The sequence below is a fragment of the Streptomyces sp. NBC_00341 genome (assembly GCF_041435055.1).
In the GTDB taxonomy this organism is placed as follows: Bacteria; Actinomycetota; Actinomycetes; order Streptomycetales; family Streptomycetaceae; genus Streptomyces.
This window is the reverse complement of the sequence record NZ_CP108002.1, coordinates 5,709,783-5,727,269: the sequence shown is the minus strand read 5'-3', so window position 1 is coordinate 5,727,269 and position 17,487 is coordinate 5,709,783. Positions and strand designations below refer to the sequence as shown.

General features: G+C 69.4%; 18 protein-coding genes. 1 reads left to right on the top strand and 17 read right to left on the bottom strand.

Annotated elements, in window-relative coordinates:
• Positions 1–39 precede the first annotated feature (39 nt).
• The 14 genes from OG892_RS25980 to OG892_RS25915 form a co-directional block, all read right to left on the bottom strand.
• Positions 40–690, bottom strand: coding sequence for an OmpA family protein (locus OG892_RS25980; protein WP_371630421.1), 651 nt, complete (start codon positions 688–690; stop codon positions 40–42).
• Positions 691–701: 11 nt separating this feature from the next.
• Positions 702–1,310, bottom strand: a complete 609-nt coding sequence (locus OG892_RS25975) for a hypothetical protein (RefSeq protein ID WP_328865597.1) — start codon at positions 1,308–1,310, stop codon at positions 702–704.
• 31 nt (positions 1,311–1,341) lie between these two features.
• Positions 1,342–1,998 carry a pilus assembly protein TadG-related protein gene (locus tag OG892_RS25970; protein WP_328865598.1) on the bottom strand — a complete coding sequence of 219 codons (657 nt, stop codon included), beginning with the start codon at positions 1,996–1,998 and terminating at the stop codon, positions 1,342–1,344.
• Positions 1,998–2,228 (bottom strand): hypothetical protein, encoded by a 231-nt coding sequence (locus OG892_RS25965; protein ID WP_328865599.1) that lies wholly within the window; start codon positions 2,226–2,228, stop codon positions 1,998–2,000. The genes OG892_RS25970 and OG892_RS25965 overlap by 1 nt, the downstream gene beginning before the upstream one ends.
• A 210-nt stretch (positions 2,229–2,438) precedes the next feature.
• Positions 2,439–3,509 (bottom strand): response regulator, encoded by a 1,071-nt coding sequence (locus tag OG892_RS25960; protein ID WP_371630420.1) that lies wholly within the window; start codon positions 3,507–3,509, stop codon positions 2,439–2,441.
• 14 nt (positions 3,510–3,523) lie between these two features.
• Positions 3,524–4,903, bottom strand: a complete 1,380-nt coding sequence (locus tag OG892_RS25955; RefSeq protein ID WP_371630419.1) for a sensor histidine kinase — start codon at positions 4,901–4,903, stop codon at positions 3,524–3,526.
• 50 nt (positions 4,904–4,953) lie between these two features.
• Positions 4,954–5,838 (bottom strand): DUF5936 domain-containing protein, encoded by an 885-nt coding sequence (locus OG892_RS25950; RefSeq protein WP_371630418.1) that lies wholly within the window; start codon positions 5,836–5,838, stop codon positions 4,954–4,956.
• Positions 5,839–5,853: 15 nt separating this feature from the next.
• Positions 5,854–6,792, bottom strand: a complete 939-nt coding sequence (locus tag OG892_RS25945; protein ID WP_371630417.1) for a type II secretion system F family protein — start codon at positions 6,790–6,792, stop codon at positions 5,854–5,856.
• 10 nt (positions 6,793–6,802) lie between these two features.
• Positions 6,803–8,140, bottom strand: a complete 1,338-nt coding sequence (locus OG892_RS25940) for a CpaF family protein (protein ID WP_328865603.1) — start codon at positions 8,138–8,140, stop codon at positions 6,803–6,805.
• Between the two features lie 46 nt (positions 8,141–8,186).
• Entirely contained in the window at positions 8,187–8,555 is a 369-nt protein-coding gene (locus OG892_RS25935; protein WP_073736747.1) for a TadE/TadG family type IV pilus assembly protein, read from the bottom strand.
• Between the two features lie 3 nt (positions 8,556–8,558).
• A complete protein-coding gene (locus tag OG892_RS25930; protein ID WP_371630416.1) occupies positions 8,559–9,026 on the bottom strand; it encodes a TadE/TadG family type IV pilus assembly protein in 468 nt (155 codons plus the stop codon).
• 16 nt (positions 9,027–9,042) lie between these two features.
• Positions 9,043–10,314 carry an AAA family ATPase gene (locus tag OG892_RS25925; protein ID WP_328865605.1) on the bottom strand — a complete coding sequence of 424 codons (1,272 nt, stop codon included), beginning with the start codon at positions 10,312–10,314 and terminating at the stop codon, positions 9,043–9,045.
• A 7-nt stretch (positions 10,315–10,321) separates the two neighbouring features.
• Positions 10,322–11,029, bottom strand: coding sequence for a Flp pilus assembly protein CpaB (gene cpaB / locus OG892_RS25920; RefSeq protein ID WP_073736750.1), 708 nt, complete (start codon positions 11,027–11,029; stop codon positions 10,322–10,324).
• A 141-nt stretch (positions 11,030–11,170) separates the two neighbouring features.
• Positions 11,171–12,037, bottom strand: coding sequence for a hypothetical protein (locus OG892_RS25915; RefSeq protein WP_073736751.1), 867 nt, complete (start codon positions 12,035–12,037; stop codon positions 11,171–11,173).
• Positions 12,038–12,616: 579 nt separating this feature from the next.
• Between OG892_RS25915 and OG892_RS25910 the strand changes: the two genes are divergently transcribed.
• Positions 12,617–14,350: a glycoside hydrolase family 18 protein gene (locus OG892_RS25910; protein WP_079193504.1), complete on the top strand. Its 1,734-nt coding sequence runs from the start codon at positions 12,617–12,619 to the stop codon at positions 14,348–14,350.
• 122 nt (positions 14,351–14,472) lie between these two features.
• Here OG892_RS25910 and OG892_RS25905 read toward each other — a convergent pair whose 3' ends face one another.
• The 3 genes from OG892_RS25905 to OG892_RS25895 form a co-directional block, all read right to left on the bottom strand.
• Positions 14,473–15,948, bottom strand: coding sequence for a GntP family permease (locus tag OG892_RS25905; RefSeq protein WP_073736753.1), 1,476 nt, complete (start codon positions 15,946–15,948; stop codon positions 14,473–14,475).
• A 293-nt stretch (positions 15,949–16,241) separates the two neighbouring features.
• Positions 16,242–16,652: a RidA family protein gene (locus tag OG892_RS25900; protein ID WP_073736754.1), complete on the bottom strand. Its 411-nt coding sequence runs from the start codon at positions 16,650–16,652 to the stop codon at positions 16,242–16,244.
• Between the two features lie 6 nt (positions 16,653–16,658).
• Complete coding sequence (locus tag OG892_RS25895; protein ID WP_073736755.1) at positions 16,659–17,417, bottom strand: IclR family transcriptional regulator; 759 nt, start codon at positions 17,415–17,417, stop codon at positions 16,659–16,661.
• Between the last annotated feature and the right edge of the window lie 70 nt (positions 17,418–17,487).

The window sequence follows — 17,487 nt, the reverse complement described above, 5'->3', positions numbered from 1 at the left end:
GCACCTACCCGGCTAAGCCCCCCTGGTCTCGCCGTCGGATCAGGAGGAGCCTCCGCGCGGGAAGGAGACCTCGACTCGGCGGTTCTTCTTCCGGCCCTCTTCCGTGCTGTTGTCGGCGATCGGGTACTGCTCGCCGTAGCCGCGGATCTCGAAGGTGACGGTCGCGTCGAGCTCGCTGGACAGAACCCTGTTCACCGCCTCGGCACGCTGCTTCGACAGCACGTCTCCGTGGGCCGAGGAGCCGAGGTTGTCCGTGAAGCCGAATACCCGGACCTTGGTGGCGTTCTGCTTCTTGGCCTCAGCCGCAATCCCGGCGATACGCGAGTTGGCCTCGGCGCTCAACTTCGCGCTGTCCTTGCCGAACAGAACCTCTGCCTGAAGGGCGAACTTGATGTCCGCGTTCGTGTCCTCACGGCGCTCCTCCCCGCCTTGGTCCTCGACCACCTGAATGATGTCGAGCACCTTGCCAGGGGCGAGGGTGCCTCCGTCGGGCATCTTGAGGTCGGGGTCGTCGCCGTCGAGCTTGACGGGCGGCTCGGACGAGGCCTCCGTCCCGGGCGGGACGCTCGGGCCGTCGTCGGCCAACGCGTTCGTGGTGCCGAAGACGGTGGTACCCGCCAACAGCAGTGCCACTGCGGCGACGCGGCCAGGAATACGTCGGGGCCGGTGCCGCGTATGCGTGCTGTTCATCTCGGCCATCACTAAGAGATCTTCAGAGATGTGGTGGCGAACGTCGGCAAGGTGAAGTCGACTTCACTCGTGGACGCCGGAGGCGTCGGGAACTGCATGAAGACCGGCGTCGACTTACCGGGCTGGAGCGGCAGGATGCCCGTCGTGCAAAGGCATCGCGATTCCGTGTCCCGGAGGACGTAATAGCGTTTCTTGCCCACCTTGTCCACAAGCGTGGCGCCGGCGACCGAGTTGGGGTTCGCCGCTACGACCGCACTCTCCGAACCGCCCCAGCCTCCCGAGTTCTTCGGCTGATCGCCCTCGTTCTTGATCGTTCCCTGAACCGTGACGAATCCGCCGGAGTCACGCTTGACCTGGTTGACGACAAACGTAAGGCCTCCCTGCCCCTTGGCCTCGGCGAGCTTCGCATTCGTGTCCACGTTGTCCCCTGCGGCGGTGTCTTCGTCTGCACCGTTCGCACCGTCATCAGAGGGCTTCGAGGACGATGACGACGCGCCCGCTTGCGAGGTCTCTCCTCCGCCGTCGTCGCCTCCGCAGGCGGTCGCGGCAAGGGCGAATGCGGCTGCCATCGAGACAGCCGCCACTACCCTTCTGGACTTCGCAGTGCGCCGAATGCTCATGAATTCTGATTCCTCTACTCGTCGTTGGCTATCAGTCGTCGATCAGGTGCACGGCAAAGATCAACTTACTCAGTTCGGCCAACGGGTCGCTGCTATCCAGGTCGATAATGACGGGCCGCCCATCACAAGTGAACTCGAACGGGCCGGGCGTGCCCTTCGAGTCGTCCTTGTCCTTCTCGTCGCCATCACCCTGTCGGGGGTCGGTCGGCTTCGGCGTCGTTTTCAAGCTGCACCGGAACTCGACTACTGCCGTCGCAGACGCCGTAGCATGCCGGTCCTTGGTCGACGGGAGCACCGAATTGCCGACGGTGTAAAGCGTTTTGACTCTGGCAGTGACCCTGTCCTGCCAGAACCCCTGCCGCCAGTAGAAGCCGGTAACCTCCGAGCGGTTTCTGGCTGCCAGCCGATCGGCTTCCTCACGTCCCAGTCCGGGATTCTGAGCACCACCCAGGAACTCGTTGAGACCGTCAGGCTCCCGCAGGGCTTGGAGGAACGGCACCCTCAACTCCTCGCGGGCATCCTGGGCGGCTGCGAGCGCGGCTGCGTCGGCGGCCCCCTGGGCGCCGTTGCGCGCCGCCGAGGCCTGACCGACTGCGAAGAGGGCGAACGCGAGGAAGAGCAGGCCCGCCACCATCACAATGTAGATGGGGAAGGCCTGCCCTGCCTGGCCGCGTTGGCGCGTAGCCATCAACCAGCGGTGAGAGAGGTCACCAGCCCGGTGATACGAGCGGTGATCGCCGCGCCGATCCCCGAAGCCACCATGCCCCCGATGATCGCGACGACCACCAGAATGATGCCGAGGTACTCGAACGCCGTCTGGCCGCGGTCCGCGGTCTCGTAGCGCTTCTGGATCCTCGATACCGCGGTGTTGGCCCAGCCGTTGACGCGGACGGCGGTCTTCAGGGTGATGTTCGACATGGTGTTCCCCTCCGGATTCGGCCGACCGATTGCCGGCGGGCTCGTGCGTTTCTTCGCTGTCGCTCCCGTTGCCGGCTTCCCCCCGGCCGGTCCCGTGAGTGACGGGAGAAACATATGGCGGAACACCCTGTCCGCCGGAGGGCCCCAGGGCCCATTCCCGGGCCCAATCACCCAGTTGGGTCCTGCGCTTCCCGTTCTGCCCCGGCATGGCTATCTGCCCCCTTGTGCGCCGGGGCCCGGGGCGGGGGCCGTGCCGAGCCAGCGGGCTATCGCCTCGCTCCGGCTGGCGCTGTGCAGTTTGGTGAAGATCCGGTTGATGTGGTTCTTCACGGTCTTCTCGCTGATGAAGCAGGTGGCGGCGATTTGCTGGTTGCTCATTCCCGACGCGATCAGCTCCATGACCTCCACCTCCCTCGAACTCAGCCCGTACTGACGCCTGTTATGGGCCATGCCCGGCCCCCCGGTCACTGAAGACTGTCCCATACCTAATTGCACATGCGAAAGACCCTGTGATTGCTGTGCGGGGCGCAGCGCAGGTGGCGGCAGCGGCGCGGGCGCTCCCGGTGGGGGGACGTGTGCATACGCACCAGGGCCGGGGGCGCGGCTCCCGTAGCCGGGTACCTGGTAGGGAACGCCCGTGGTCAGGGCGGATCCGAGGCCCTCCGGGAGCGGGGCACCCCGCGGTCCGGGGTCCTGGCGCATGTGGGCGAGCAGCGCGTCCGCCGCCGTGGCGGTGAAGTGCGCGCGGCCGCTCCTGGTGTCGCGTACCGCCTGTACGAGCTGGTCCGCCGTGAACTCGCCGTGGACCAGGTAGCCGCTCGCCCCCAGGCGCAGCGCCTCATGGACGACTCCGCTCTCGCGGCTGTAGGTCAGCATCATCACGGGGGCGATCCGCACCAGGTGCGGCAGGGCGGATATGCCGTCCACGCCGGGCATCCGGACATCGAGCAGGACGACGTGGGGACGGTGGCGCAACGCCATCTCGTAGGCCTGGCGGCCGTCCGCCGCCTCCGCCGCGACCTCTATGTCCTCGCGTCCCGAGAGCAGGGCACCGAGGCCTGCCCGGACCACCGGGTTGTCGTCGGCCACGACGACCCGCAGCGGGCCGGTCTCGGGCGGGAGGGCGGGCAGGGGGACGGGTGGCGCGGTCTGCGGCGGGGCGGGGAGTCCCGGGGAGCTGGATTCCGAATTGATGGGCGTGGCATGCGAGGACGTGTGCTGGGAGGCGTGATGCCGCGCGTCCCGGTTCCGGCCGGCGGTGTGCGAGATGTCGTCCGGCATGGTGCGACCTCCTCTCAGAGAGCGGTACTTCGGGTGGGCTGCTGCGTGGAGTGCCGTACGCAGTGCGGTACGGAGTGCGGTACGGACTGTTGTACGGACTGTGCTGGGGACAGGGCCGTCAGCGGGAGCTCCAGGCGGACCTCCGTGCCGGTGACCGCCTCGCCCCTGCCGATGCGGATACGGGCGCCGATGGACGCGGCGCGTTCGACCATGCCGACGAGACCGAAGTGGCCGGCCCGCTGGAGGTCGTCGAGCGTGGTGCCCGCGGGGAGGCCCTGCCCGTCGTCGTACACGCTGACGCGCAGGACGTCGCCCTCCACGCCGGCCAGCACGACCACGTAGGAGGGGTGGGCATGGCGCTGCGCGTTCTCCATCGCCTCCGAGGCGATGGTGAGGAGCTGGCGGCCGACAGTCTGGGGCACTGGCGGTACCGGCGTCTCCTGGAGGGTCCTGAAGGTGGCGGTGAGGTTGTGACGCCTGGTGAAGTCGGCCGCGCGGCACCGGAGTTCGGCCACGATGTCCACCTCGCCGTCCAGGCCGTGGTCCCGGCGCAGGTCGGACAGGAGCTCCCGCGATTCGGCGGCGGCGCGGCGGGCGGAGCGGGCGACCAGCTCCGCCTGGTGCTTGACCGTGAGGGGGTCCATCCGGTCCGAGGAGTGGGCCAGTCCGTCGGCGGCGAGGGCCAGTCCGTGCAGGGTCTTGGCGACCGAGTCATGCATCTCGCGGGCCAGCCGGGTGCGTTCGGTCACGACGGCCTCGCTGACCGCGAGCCGGGCCCTGGTCTCCGTGAGGGCCTGGCTCGCGGTGCCGAAGCGGAGCAGCAGATTGCGCAGGGTGACGCCGACGGCCCCGGCGATCACGCAGAATCCGGGCAGGAGGAGCGCGGTCGCCTCACCGCCGTCCAGCTTCGGGTCGGCGCCGTAGACGAGGAAGATGATCACCGTCTGGAGGGCGGTGAACACCGCGGAGCCCCGCCATCCGTAGACGAGCCCGGCGAGCAGCGGCGTGCAGACCGTGACGTACGCCAGGGTGGACTCCGGTGTGGCGGTGACCAGCAGCAGTGCGCCGAAGCAGGCGTCGACGCCGATCAGCCAGCGGTGCCGCAGGAAGACCGGGCCGAAGCGCTCCCAGTCCCGGAAGAGGACGTAGGAGCCCATGAAGGTGACGACGATGGCCGCGCCGATGAGCCAGGTCGCCGGGCCCCGTGCCGTGCGGTCGATGGCGAACGGCGTCGCCATGGCGATCATCGCGAGCCGGAAGCCGAAGACCTGGCGGCACATGGCCTGGAGGGCGTTGAGCTGGATCGCGAAGGCCGGGCGGGCGGTCGGGTTGGCGAGCGCGTGGCGCACGTCGTCCGTCGGTTGTGCCCGCTGGTCGCCGAGTGGGAATGCCATGGCCTGTCACCTCCGCCTGCGCGTGCTGCTCATCATCCTCGTCATGCGGGTCATCCGCCGAGGAACGAGAAGTCGACGTCGGCCCCGTAGACGAATCCGACCGTCAGGAGCAGCAGGGTGCCGGGGAGCAGGAAGGTGGTGACCGCGAAGGTCGCCTTCGGGACGGCCTTGGCCGCCTTGCGGCGGGCGTTCTGGGCATCGGTGCGGCGCATGTCGTTGGCGATCTGGATCAGCGTCTCGACGATCGGCGCACCGAGTTCCTCGCCCTGCTGGAGTGTCGTCACGAACATCGCCACCTGCTCCGAGTCGTTGCGCCTGCGGAGCTCCTCGAAGGCCTGGCGGCGGCTGACGCCCATGTCCATCTGGCGCAGGGTGATGCGGAGTTCGTCGGCCCAGGGGCCCTCGTACTTCTCCGAGACGCGTTCCAGGGCCTGCCGGAAGCCGAGGCCCGCCGAGACGACGACGGCGAGGACGTCCAGGAAGTCGGGGAGCGTGCGCTCGATGTGGTCCCTGCGGACCCGGACGGCCGACCAGATGCCGACCTCGACCCAGAAGGCGCCGAACGCGACGAGCAGGACGGCGAGGAAGAGCTGCCCGCGCATCAGCATCGTCAGGGCGCCGAACGCGCCGAGCACCCCGTAGACGGCGCGGCGGGCGGCGTACCGGTCGATGGTGAGCCCGCCGGGGTTGCCGGCCATGTCGATCTGGCGGCGCTTCTTGCCGACGGCCTTGGCGCCCATCATCCTGAGCACCGCGGGGGCCCACCGCATGCCCATCCGGTCGATGACGGAGCCGACCGCGCCGGTACGGGTGGAGCCGACCTCCAGGGCGATGGCGAGGTCGCCGGGGAGCTTTGCGTCGGCCCGGTACATCCGGATGCCGGCGATCGCGCCGTACACGGCGAGACCCACGACGAGTGCGAGCAACAGGTCCATGTCCGCTCCTCCCCTCTAGACGTCGATACGGGACAGGCGGCGGATTACGACGAATCCGATCGCGTACAGGATGAGCGCGACGACCACCGCGACCTGGCCGATCAGGGCGCCGGTCATCCGGTCCAGGGCGCCCGGCATCACGGCGTTCATCAGGAGCATGGCGGCGAAGCCGAAGCCCGGGACGGCGTACGCCGTGACGGTCACCTGTGACAGCTGGGTCTTGACCTCGCGCCGGGTCTCCTTGCGCTCCTCCAGCGTCTGGGTGAGGTTGCGCAGCGAGCTGACGACCATGCCGCCGGCCCGGTTGGACAGGACGAGGGTGGTGACCAGGACGACGAGTTCTCGGGAGGGCAGCCGGTCGGTCAGCTCGCTCAGCGCGTCGTCGAGCGATTCGCCCACGTCGAGCCGGCGTACGACCCGGGCCAGTTCCTCGCCCGCGGGGTCCTCCAGTTCCTCCGCCGCCATGGCGAGCGCGGTGCGCAGGGCGAGTCCGGCCTGGGTGGCGTTGGCGAGGATGCGGGAGAGTTCGGGGAGCTGGTTGATGAAGCGGTCGGTGCGCTTGGTGCGCTGCCAGTTCAGGAAGGCGTTGGTGCCCCAGAGGCCGATCAGGGCGGCGACCGGCCCGAAGAAGGAGGCCAGGACGGAGGAGGCGGCCAGCCAGAGCCCGGCCATGGCGACCAGCGCGTAGACGAAGAACTCGCCCGGCGTGATGTCCAGACCGGTGGCCGTCAGCTTCAGCTCGATCCTGCGGCCAAGACCCGTCCGGCGCAGCCGGCGGTCCACGCTCTGGAAGCGGCGGTGGCGCCCGGCGGACGGCAGCTGCCCCGGGTGCGAGAGGCGGTCGAGGAGGGCGTCGCGGTCGGCCTTCCCGCCGGTGTACGCGTGCAGACCCACGACGCCGAGTACGCCGCAGACGAGGGTGACGCCAATCGTGAGGAGGGCGAGATTGGTCATGGCGCGGTACCTACTTGGCCTCTCGGGTGGCGAGCTGTTCTTCGGACGTGGCGACCCCGAAGGCCTGCGGGATGGGCTGGCCGGCCATGTAGAGGCGTTCGGCGGCCTTCCGGGGCAGCGGGAGGTACTGGAAGTGGCCGTGGACCCGGCCGTCGGCGCCCATGGGCCGGGCGTTGAAGCGGGCCACGCTGACGATCCGGTAGTGGTCCCGGCCGTGCGAGTCGAGCACGGCGATCTCGGTGACCTTCCGGGTGCCGTCGGCGTGCCGGGTGAGCTGGACGATCACGTCCACGGCGCTGTTGATCTGGTCGTGCAGCGCCTCGAAGGGGATCTTGATCTCCGACATCGAGGCCAGGGTCTGCAGCCGCATCAGTGCGTCCTCCGCGCTGTTGGCGTGCACGGTGGCGAGGGAGCCGTCGTGGCCGGTGGACATCGCCTGGAGCATGTCGAGCGACTCGCCGCCGCGGACCTCACCGACGATGATGCGGTCGGGGCGCATGCGCAGGGAGTTGCGGACCAGGTCGCGGATGGTGACCTGGCCCTTGCCCTCGACGTTCGCGGGCCGGGCCTCCAGCCGGATGACGTGGTTCTGCTGGAGCTGGAGTTCGGCGGAGTCCTCGATGGTGACGATGCGCTCGTTGTTCGGGATGAGCCCGGAGAGCGCGTTGAGGAGGGTGGTCTTCCCGGTGCCGGTGGCGCCGGAGACGATGATGTTCAGCTTGGCCTGGACGAGCCCCGAGAGCAGCAGCAGCATCTGCTCGTCGAGCGAGCCGAAGCCGATCATCTCCGGGAGGGTGAAGGACCGGGGGAACCGCCGGATGGTGAGCGTCGCGCCGGTCAGGGAGAGCGGCGGGATGATCACGTTGACGCGCTCCCCGCTGGGGAGGCGGGCGTCGACCATCGGATTCGACTCGTCCACCCGGCGGTTGACGGTGGAGACGATGCGCTCGATGGTCTGCATCAGCTGTTCGTGCGAGCCGAAGCGCATCGGGAGCTGTTCGACCTTGCCGCTGCGCTCCACGAAGATCTGGTCGGGCCCGTTCACCATGATCTCGGTGATGGACGCGTCCTCCAGGAGCGGTTCGAGGATGCCGAGGCCGAGGGCCTCGTCGACGACCCGGCGGATCAGCTGCGAGCGCTCCACGGTCGACAGGACCGGTCCCTCGCGGCTGATGATGTGGCCGAGTACGCGCTCCAGGCGGGCCCGCCGGTCGGCGGCGGCCAGCGAGGACATCTCCGCGAGGTCGATCTCCTCGAGCAGCTTGGCCCGGTAGGAGGCGACCATGTGGCCGTCCTCGCGGCCCCCACCGCGTTCCTCGGGGGCGGTGATGCGTGCCCGCAGACTCATGGTGCCAACTCCTCGGTCCGGCTTGCTGGTGGTGCGGTGCGGGGGCTCAGTCGCGCGGCATGGTGGAGCTGCGTGTGGCCTGCCCCAGATCGAGGCCGGGGATGATGCTGGGGATCTCCACGTGGGCGGTGTACGTGACGTCGTCGGTTCCGCTCGATGAGCCCCAGCTCAGGCCGTCCGCGAGCCAGCCGCTGATCGCGCTCGCGCCGGCCTGCTCGGGTGACCCGGCCGGGTCGTCCTGGCCGGCCGTGCGGGCGGCGACGCGCGCGGCGGTGCCCGCCTGGTTCACGGTGTACGCGGCGATGCCGAGCTGGATGGCGCAGAGGCCGACCAGCAGCAGCAGCGGGATGAACCCCAGGTACTCGATGGCGACCTGGCCGCGCTCACGACGGGAGCCGCGCCTGTTTCCGTTCATCGTTCAGCCCTCCTTCACCGAAGCCGCTTCGCCGGTGACCGTCGGCCCCCAGTCGAGTACGCCGGGCACCAGGACGGGCACGCTGAGTCTGACCGTGGCCCGGTACAGGCCGGCTCCGCCCTCACCGCAGCCGATGGAGCCGGACTTCCAGGCGTCGGGCAGGTCCTCGTTCGCCGCGCTCTCGCAGGCGGCTCCTCGGTTTCCCTGCGCCCCGCCCCCGGCCCGCGCCCCCATGTCCGCCGCGTTGCTGGCCAGGGTGAACGTGTAGCCGAACAGGGCGCACTGCCAGAGCAGCACGAGCAGCAGGATGATCAGGGGCGTCACCCCGACGAACTCGATCGCGGTCTGTCCGCGGTCGCGGCCCCGGCCCCCGTAGCGGTCACGACTCCCGCCCGAGGCCGCGGCTTCGCCCGTACCCCTGCCTATGCCCCCGCCCGTGCAGGTGTCCGCCGCCGTCCGCGTGGTCGCCATGGATGCGCCCGCCCCCTCAGTCGGTTCTGCCACGGCCGGCGGTCTCGCCCCGCCTGCGCGGACGGCCGATCGAGCCACGGTCGCCCCGGTACTTCTCCCGGCCCGCCTGGGCGGCGGGGAGCTTCACCAGGCCCAGCTCCCCCGCCAGCGCCCAGAGCGCCTGCTTCACCACGCTCTTCTGGTCGAGTTCATGCATCCGTCCGGCATCGACGGCACTCTGGAGTTCCTTGAAATTCGCGGGAACCGACGTTCCGGCGAGCCGGGTCCCGGTGATCTTCTGGATCAGCGCCGGCTGGATCTCGGTGTTGCGGTTGAAGCGGTTGACGACCGTCGTCGTCTCCTCCGCCTTGCGGATCTGGAGCCGGTCCCACATCCGTACGATGCGCTTCGCGCCGCGTACCGCGACCACGTCCGGGGTGGTGACCAGCAACGCGGTGTCGGCCATCTCGATGGCGGCGGCGTTGGCACCGCTCATCTGGGCGCCGCAGTCGATGATCAGGATCTCGTAGCGCGCGCGCAGTGCGCTGACGATCTGCCGGGCCGCCCGGTCGCTGACCTCTTCGCCGCGCTCCCCCTCGCCGGGGGCGAGGAGCAGCGCGATTCCGGTGCTGTGGCTGAACACCGCGTCGGACAGGACGCGCGGGGAGATGTCGCTGATCGCGGCCAGGTCGACGATGGAGCGGCGGAACTGGACGTCCAGGTACGAGGCGATGTCCCCGGACTGGAGGTCCATGTCGACGAGCGCGACGGTCCGGCCGGAGGCCTGGGCGGCGAGGGCGAGCTGCACCGCCGCGACGGTGGTCCCGACGCCGCCCTTGGCGCCGCTGACCGTCACGACGGTGCCGCCCGGCCCGGTGAAGACGTCGCCGCCGGCGCCGAGGTGCCGGCGTACGCCGACGGACCACTGGGCGGCGGACTGGACCCGGTTGACCAGTTCCTCGTAGCCCAGCGGCAGGGTGACCAGTCCGCGTGCCCCGGAGTCCATCGCGGCGGAGAACAGGCTGGGGCTCGCGTCGGCGGTGATGAGCACCACCCCGACGGCGGGGAAGCGCAGGGACACCTCCCGGATCAGCTCCAGGGCCGGCACCGGTCCGATCCGCTCGTGGACCAGCACCACCTCGGGCAGCTCGTCGAGCGACTCGCCCGCGAGCCGGGCGAGCGTGTCGATGAGCTGGGTCGAGTCGCCGACCGGGGCGGCCGGTTCCGCGTCGGGGAGCTGGCTGAGCAGGGTGGTGACGGATCTGGCCGCGTCGGGTTCGCCGACGGCCGGGAGGATCCTCGTGGTCATCCGATCCTCACTTGTCCTTGTCGAGCGTGTACGTGCGGTCGCCCGGACGGATCTTGCTGTCGCTGCCGGGTGCGATGAGCGCGAGGCGTACGTGCTGCGCGAACGATTCCGCGTACGCGATGCGCTGGGTGTCGAGGGTGTTCAGCGCGAAGGTGATCGGCACCGCTTCGGTGGCCTGGCTGCCCTTGCCGTCGCGGCTGGGGTCCAGCGGGGTCAGCTTGCCCACGTCCAGGACCTTGGCGTTGGAGACGATGACCTTGGACTGGGCCGGTTCGCCCTCGCGCTCACCGGCGAAGGTGGCGTAGACGTTGACCGTGGCGCCGGAGGTGATCTTCCCCGCCACCCCGGTGGCCGCGTCGATCATGATCGCGATCTCCTGCTCACCGGGCTTCAGGGCGGGCCGCGCCTCCATCATGTCGGACTGGAGCAGCGAGCCCTTCTTGAGCGTGGTGAGGGCGATCTTGCCGTTGACGTCCGAGAGGTCGGTGACGGCGTTGGCCGAGAGCCACCGCTTCGGCATCGACACCTTCTCGAACCGGTCCGGAGTCAGGCCGGTGAAGGGAGGGACGTCACTCTTCAGCCGGTAGGCCGAGACCTCGGGTCCGACCTTCGAGTTCACGTCGCTGATCACCGAGAGCACGCCGGCGAAGGCGCCGAAGGCGCACAGGACCGAGAGCAGCAGGAGTATCACGCCACGGCGCTGTCGGGAGTTCATGGGCCGGACAACCTCGTTCGGGTCGGATGTGTGTGGGGGCGGACGGGGGAAGGGCGCGGGGGCCGGGCGGGCTGATCCGGGAGTGCGGCACGGACGGCGTCCGGACCGCGAGGGGAGCCGCGGAGGAGGAATCCGCGGTTGCTACGACCGCGGCGGTGCGGGCGCCCCTTGGTTCATGACACCGGACGAGAGCATTCGGGTCTCGGTGGCGGGAAGGGGTGAGGAACAGAAACCGCAACGATCACCGATCAGCTCCATTCCGCACCAGTGACACGTCACGCGCCTTACTGAGGACACGAGTTGATACAGGACGGAGATATCCGGAAGGTAGGCGGCAAATTCGATCAGCTTCCCGGTTCCCCACCACCGGGGGGATTCAGCGGGAAGCTTTGCGTCCTGAATCGCCTGCACCTTCCAGGCGGGCGCCAGGGTCTGCCGCACCCAATCGGACTGCAACTGCCCGTGGGCCACCTGCAGATGGGTGCCGAACTGGGGTCCCGCCAGCGGTTCCGCCGTCGGACCGACCTTGACGAGCTGCGGATTCGGTCCGGCGAGTACGGCGAACTGGGAGCCGGGCACCCAGGAATGGGCGTGGGTCTTCAGGCTGACGGGGACGCGGTCGAACCTGGTCACCGAATTCAGCAGGGCGCCCGCGTGGATGTAGTGGGACAGAAGCCGCACGGAGGAGGCGATCACTCCGGGGCTGAAGTCGCAGACGGACAGCTGCCGTAACTGCCTGACCAGCACGGCCACGCCCAGCGGCGGCAGATCCACCTTGAGCAGCGCGATGCGGTCGCTCTCCAGCACCGAGCGGACCGCATGCAGCCGCCGTTCGTGCGCGAGTGCGATTCCTGTCGGGTACACAGCGATTACGTACCCGTGCCGCTCCAGCATCATGTGCATGTCGCCGATTGCCAGATCCATCGCCTGGGCATCGGGCGACTGGAGCAGGGCCGCCGTCGGCGTCTGCTGGTCTGTCGGCGGCAGGACCAGGTCGGCACTGGTCACTGCTATTGCGGTCGGCACGCTGTTCCCCGTTCGGCTCCGGTCGGCGTCGCCTTGACGTCGGCCGCAATCGCTGCTGCTCCGCGCTTCCGCCTCAGCCCCTCATCCAGCACTTTAACCGTGTCCTACACGGCAGAGAACACCCAAAGGAACCCGGCAACAGCACCACGCCTCCCCCGGCCGCACAAGACTCCCGTACGAAATCGGACCAAACCGAAGGTTGTTAACTCCCGTATCACTGCGGAGGGTTACTGTCAGGCATTCCCATTTCCGTACCGCCGGAATTCATTCGCGCACGTCACTGTGGATCTTGACATGCACTCGCCATATGAAAGGGCGGCGGAAACCGTCACTGTCCGGCCCCGTCGCACACATCACCCGTGCGGGGGACGTGCGCCGGGCAGCCGGTTGCCACCCACGGCCGGCGGCATGCGCGGACAGCTGTCGCTGCCAGAGGTCTTGACAACTTGATTGGTCTGGACCAGTTTATCGGCCAGCGGTGGCCACCGTTCCTCGATTCCACACCCCCGACATCCCCGTGTCGCTCCCCCGCCATCCCCAACTCCCCCACGGAGGCAGCAAGTGGAACGTTCCCCCGTAACCAGCCGAAGAGGGCGTCGCACCCGTCAGGCGCTGGGCGCGGCCGTGGCCGTCGTCGCCGCCGGCGCCCTGACCGTCACCGGTCTCGTCAGCACCGCGCAGGCCGCCGACGTCAACGTGGCCAAGAACGCGGGCTTCGAGTCGGGCCTCGCCAACTGGACCTGTTCCGGCGGCTCCGGCGCCACCGTCTCGTCCCCCGTGCACGGCGGCACCTCCGCCCTCAAGGCCACCCCGGCCGGCCAGGACAACGCCCAGTGCACCCAGACCGTCGCGGTGAAGCCCAACTCGACCTACGCGCTCAGCTCCTGGGTCCAGGGCGGCTACGCCTACCTGGGCGTGAGCGGTAGCGGCACCACCGACGTGTCCACCTGGACGCCCGGCTCCAGCAGCTGGTCCCAGCTCTCGACCAGCTTCAAGACCGGGGCGAACACCACCTCGGTCACCGTGTACACACACGGCTGGTACGGCCAGTCCGCCTACTTCGTCGACGACCTCTCGGTGAGCGGCCCCGACGGCGGCGGCGGGACCGACCCCGGCCCGACGATCCCCGCCGCCCCGGCCGGTCTCGCGGTCGGCACGACCACGGCCTCCTCGGTCTCCCTGTCCTGGAACGCGGTGTCCGGCGCGACCGGCTACACCGTCTACAAGGACGGCGCGAAGGTCACCACCACCACCGGCAACTCGGCCACCGTCACCGGGCTCACGGCCAACACCGCGTACCAGTTCACGGTGACCGCCACCAACGCCGCCGGTGAGTCCGTCAAGTCCGGTTCGGTCAGCGGCCGTACGGCCGTCGGCGGCGGCACCGACCCGGGTGTCCCGTCCACCTCCGTGCCCAAGCACGCCGTCACCGGCTACTGGCAGAACTTCAACAACGGCGCCACCGTGCAGAAGCTCAGCGACGTTCCGGCGAACTACGACATCATCGCGGTCTCCTTCGCCGACGCCACGACCACGCCCGGTGCCGTCACCTTCAACCTGGACACCGCCGGGCTGAACGGCTACACCGTCGACCAGTTCAAGGCCGACATCAAGGCGAAGCAGGCGGCCGGGAAGAACGTCATCATCTCGGTCGGCGGCGAGAAGGGCTCGGTCTCGGTCAACAGCGACGCGTCCGCGACCAACTTCGCCAACTCCGTCTACGCGCTCATCCAGGAGTACGGCTTCAACGGTGTCGACATCGACCTGGAGAACGGCGTCAACTCCACGTACATGACGAAGGCGCTGCGCTCGCTGTCGCAGAAGGCGGGCTCCGGCCTCGTCATCACGATGGCGCCGCAGACCATCGACATGCAGTCGACCGCCGGTGAGTACTTCAAGACGGCACTCGGCATCAAGGACATCCTGACCGTCGTCAACATGCAGTACTACAACAGCGGTTCGATGCTCGGCTGCGACGGCAAGGTCTACTCGCAGGGTTCGGTGGACTTCCTCACCGCGCTCGCCTGCATCCAGCTGGAGGGCGGCCTCGACCCCTCGCAGGTCGGCCTCGGTGTCCCCGCCTCCACCAGTGGCGCGGGCAGCGGCTACGTCGCCCCCTCGGTCGTGAACGCGGCTCTGGACTGCCTGGCCAAGGGCACCGGCTGCGGCTCCTTCAAGCCGTCGAAGACCTACCCCGGTGTGCGCGGCGCGATGACCTGGTCGACCAACTGGGACGCCAAGTCGGGCAACGCCTGGTCCAACGCGGTCGGCCCGCACGTGCACGGCCTCCCGTAACCTTCCGCGGTCCCGCACCAAGGGGCCCGCATCCATGACCAGCAGCGCCGCCGCTCCCCCGGCGGCGCTGCTGCATGTCACGGGCCGTAACGCCCGCCAGGGCCCGTCCGGCGGAACAGGGGCTAGATCACCAGGCTGAGCAGCGACGCGACCACGAAGCCCGCGACGGACAGGACCGTCTCCAGCACCGTCCAGGACTTCAGGGTGTCGCGCTCCGAGATGCCGAAGTACTTCGACACCATCCAGAAGCCGCCGTCGTTGACGTGCGAGGCGATGATCGAACCGGCCGAGATCGCCATGATGATCAGCGCCAGGTGCGGCTGCGACATGCCCTGGCCCTCGACCAGCGGGACGACGATGCCCGCCGTGGTGACGATGGCGACGGTCGCGGAACCCTGCGCGATGCGCAGCACCGCGGAGATCAGCCAGGCCAGCAGGATGACCGGCAGCCCGACGTCGTTGAAGGTGTCCGCGAGCGCGTCCGCGATGCCGCTGTTCTTGAGCACGGCGCCGAAGATCCCGCCCGCGCCGACGACCAGCAGGATGTTGCCGACCGGCTTGAGGGAGGAGGTCGACACCGATTCCAGGGACTTGCGGGACCAGCCGCGCCGGATGCCGAGCAGGTAGTACGCGAGCAGCAGCGCGATCGTCAGGGCGACGAACGGGTGGCCGAAGAACTCGATGACCGAGCGGAGGGTCGAGGGGTCCAGCGCGATGGAGGAGAACGTCGCGGCGAGGATCAGCAGCAGCGGGGTGCCGATGATCCCGAGTACGGTCCCGAGCGCGACCGGGGCCTCCTGCGGGGTGACTCCGGCGGTGCGCTGTTCGGCGACGACGGCGGCCTTGGCCTCCTCGGCCGCCTCGACCATGTCCTGCGGGACGTCGACGAAGATCCGCTTCCCGATCCAGGCGGCGTAGGCCCAGGCGGCCAGTACGGACGGGATGCCGACGACGGCGCCCATCAGGATGACCCAGCCGAGGGAGACGTGGAAGAGCCCCGCTGCGGCGACCGGTCCGGGGTGCGGCGGCAGGAAGGCGTGGGTCATGGACAGACCCGCGAGCAGCGGCATCGCGTACAGCAGGATCGACTTGCCGGAGCGCTTGGCGGCGGCGTACACGATCGGCGCGAGGACGAAGATGCCGACGTCGAAGAAGACCGGGATACCGAAGATCAGACCGGTCAGGCCCATGGCGAGCGGGGCGCGCTTCTCACCGAAGAGGTTCAGCAGGCGGGCGCTCAGCACCTCGGCTCCGCCGGAGACTTCGAGGATCGCGCCGAGCATCGTGCCGAGGCCGATGATGATCGCGACATGGCCGAGGATGCCGCCCATGCCGGATTCGATGATGGAGACGGCGGCGGAGCTCTGCACCGTACCGAAGAGCTCGGTGACGGAGAGTCCGGCGCCCAGGCCGACGGCTATGGAGACGGCGAGGAGTGCGACGAACGGCTGGAGCCTGACCTTGATGATCAGAAGGAGGAGGAGCGCGATACCGAGGACGGCGACGGTCAGGAGACCGGCCGTCCCGTCTATGAGGAGGAGGAGTCCACCGGTGTGGGGTGGCGTCTCGACCGGTGGGGGGCTGGCGGCGAGCTGCATGGGTAACTCCGTTGTCGTCCATGGGGCTTTGGGTAGGGCGTGCCGTCCAACTGTCGTCGTAGCCCGGAGGGCGGCCGCGCGGCGCCTGGTGCGTGCGATCGCAAGGCGCCGGAGTGGCCTCGTAGCGGAGCTACTAGGTCATTTCGGCAACGCCGCGAGCGTGCGTGCCAGGCGCCGCGCGGCAGACGGCAGTTGGACGGCACGCCCTGCGGGGGGAGCGCGGCAGGGCGCCCCGGTGGGGCGGGGCGCCGTGCCGTGCGTGGTGCGGTGGTGCAGGCCCTGGTTGATCAGGCTCAGCCGAGCACCGCGAGGGCGTCGATCTCGATGAGCAGGCCCTTGGGGAGACCGACGTAGACGGTCGTACGGGCGGCGGGGGCGGCCTTGAGGTCCTGCTCGCCGAAGTAGGTGTTGTAGATCTCGTTCATCTCGGCGAAGTGGTCGACGTCCGTGAGGTAGACGCGCATCATCATCACGTCGTCCCAGCTCGCGCCGCCCTCCTCCAGGATCGCCTTGACGTTGGCGAAGGTCTGGAGGGTCTGCTCGCGCAGGGTGGGGCCGGCCGGGGTGGGGGCCTGGCCCTCCACGGCGGGCAGGAAGCCGACCTGGCCGGCGACCTGGAGGATGTTCCCCTTGCGGACCCCGTGCGAGAACTTCGCGGGCGGGGCGGTGTGGGTGCTCGGGGTGAGGGGGGTCTTGTCGGTCATCGGTGATCAGGCTTTCTTGGGTCGGGTGGTGCCGGAGTACTCCCGGCTGATGGTGTCGGCGGTGCGCCGGACCAGCGGGAGCAGGGTGAGGAGTTCCTCCGCCGTGACGACCACGTTCGGTGCGGAGACCGACATGGCGGCGACGACGCGCCCGTCGGCGCCGCGAATGGGGGCGCCGACGCAGTTGATGGACTCCTCGTGGCCACCGAGGTCGGTGGCCCAGCCCTGTTCGCGTACGGCGGCGAGCTCCTTGAGGAACGCGCCGGCGCCGGGGGTCGAACGGGACGTGTACATGGGGTAGTCGAGCTTCTCCGCGACGGCGCGGCGTTCCGGCTCCGTCAGGTCGGCGAGCAGGAGTTTGGCCACGGCGGCGACGGTGATCGCGACGGGTTTGCCGATCCGGGAGTACATCCGGACCGGGTAGCGGCTCTCGACCTTGTCGATGTAGAGGACCTCGTTCTCCTCGTACACCGCGAGGTGGACGGTGTGTCCGCAGCTCTCGTTGAGTTCGGCGAGGTGCGGGTGGGCGATCTCCCGGACGTCGAGGTTCTCGACGGCCTCCTGGGCGAGCGCGAAGAGCCGGGCGCCGAGCCGGTAGCGCTGGTCCTGCTGGCGGTAGACGAGTCCGTGCTCGTGCAGCGTGCGCAGCAGCCGCAGCGCGGTGGACTTGTGGACGTCGAGCCGCTCGGCCACCTGCCCGAGGTCGGCGGGTCCCTGCGCGAGCAGCGGCAGGATGCTCAGCGCCCGGTCGACGGTCTGGCTCATCCGCGTGCCCCGCTGTCCTCGGCCCGGAATTCGCCGGTGCCGCCCCTCTTGTCGGATCGCTCGCCGCGCT

Coding starts and splice junctions, on each gene's coding strand:
- OG892_RS25980 (WP_371630421.1), bottom strand. CDS start 690: ATGAACAGCACGCATACGCGGCACCGGCCCCGACGTATTCCTGGCCGC.
- OG892_RS25975 (WP_328865597.1), bottom strand. CDS start 1,310: ATGAGCATTCGGCGCACTGCGAAGTCCAGAAGGGTAGTGGCGGCTGTC.
- OG892_RS25970 (WP_328865598.1), bottom strand. CDS start 1,998: ATGGCTACGCGCCAACGCGGCCAGGCAGGGCAGGCCTTCCCCATCTAC.
- OG892_RS25965 (WP_328865599.1), bottom strand. CDS start 2,228: ATGTCGAACATCACCCTGAAGACCGCCGTCCGCGTCAACGGCTGGGCC.
- OG892_RS25960 (WP_371630420.1), bottom strand. CDS start 3,509: ATGCCGGACGACATCTCGCACACCGCCGGCCGGAACCGGGACGCGCGG.
- OG892_RS25955 (WP_371630419.1), bottom strand. CDS start 4,903: ATGGCATTCCCACTCGGCGACCAGCGGGCACAACCGACGGACGACGTG.
- OG892_RS25950 (WP_371630418.1), bottom strand. CDS start 5,838: ATGGACCTGTTGCTCGCACTCGTCGTGGGTCTCGCCGTGTACGGCGCG.
- OG892_RS25945 (WP_371630417.1), bottom strand. CDS start 6,792: ATGACCAATCTCGCCCTCCTCACGATTGGCGTCACCCTCGTCTGCGGC.
- OG892_RS25940 (WP_328865603.1), bottom strand. CDS start 8,140: ATGAGTCTGCGGGCACGCATCACCGCCCCCGAGGAACGCGGTGGGGGC.
- OG892_RS25935 (WP_073736747.1), bottom strand. CDS start 8,555: ATGAACGGAAACAGGCGCGGCTCCCGTCGTGAGCGCGGCCAGGTCGCC.
- OG892_RS25930 (WP_371630416.1), bottom strand. CDS start 9,026: ATGGCGACCACGCGGACGGCGGCGGACACCTGCACGGGCGGGGGCATA.
- OG892_RS25925 (WP_328865605.1), bottom strand. CDS start 10,314: ATGACCACGAGGATCCTCCCGGCCGTCGGCGAACCCGACGCGGCCAGA.
- cpaB (WP_073736750.1), bottom strand. CDS start 11,029: ATGAACTCCCGACAGCGCCGTGGCGTGATACTCCTGCTGCTCTCGGTC.
- OG892_RS25905 (WP_073736753.1), bottom strand. CDS start 15,948: ATGCAGCTCGCCGCCAGCCCCCCACCGGTCGAGACGCCACCCCACACC.
- OG892_RS25900 (WP_073736754.1), bottom strand. CDS start 16,652: ATGACCGACAAGACCCCCCTCACCCCGAGCACCCACACCGCCCCGCCC.
- OG892_RS25895 (WP_073736755.1), bottom strand. CDS start 17,417: ATGAGCCAGACCGTCGACCGGGCGCTGAGCATCCTGCCGCTGCTCGCG.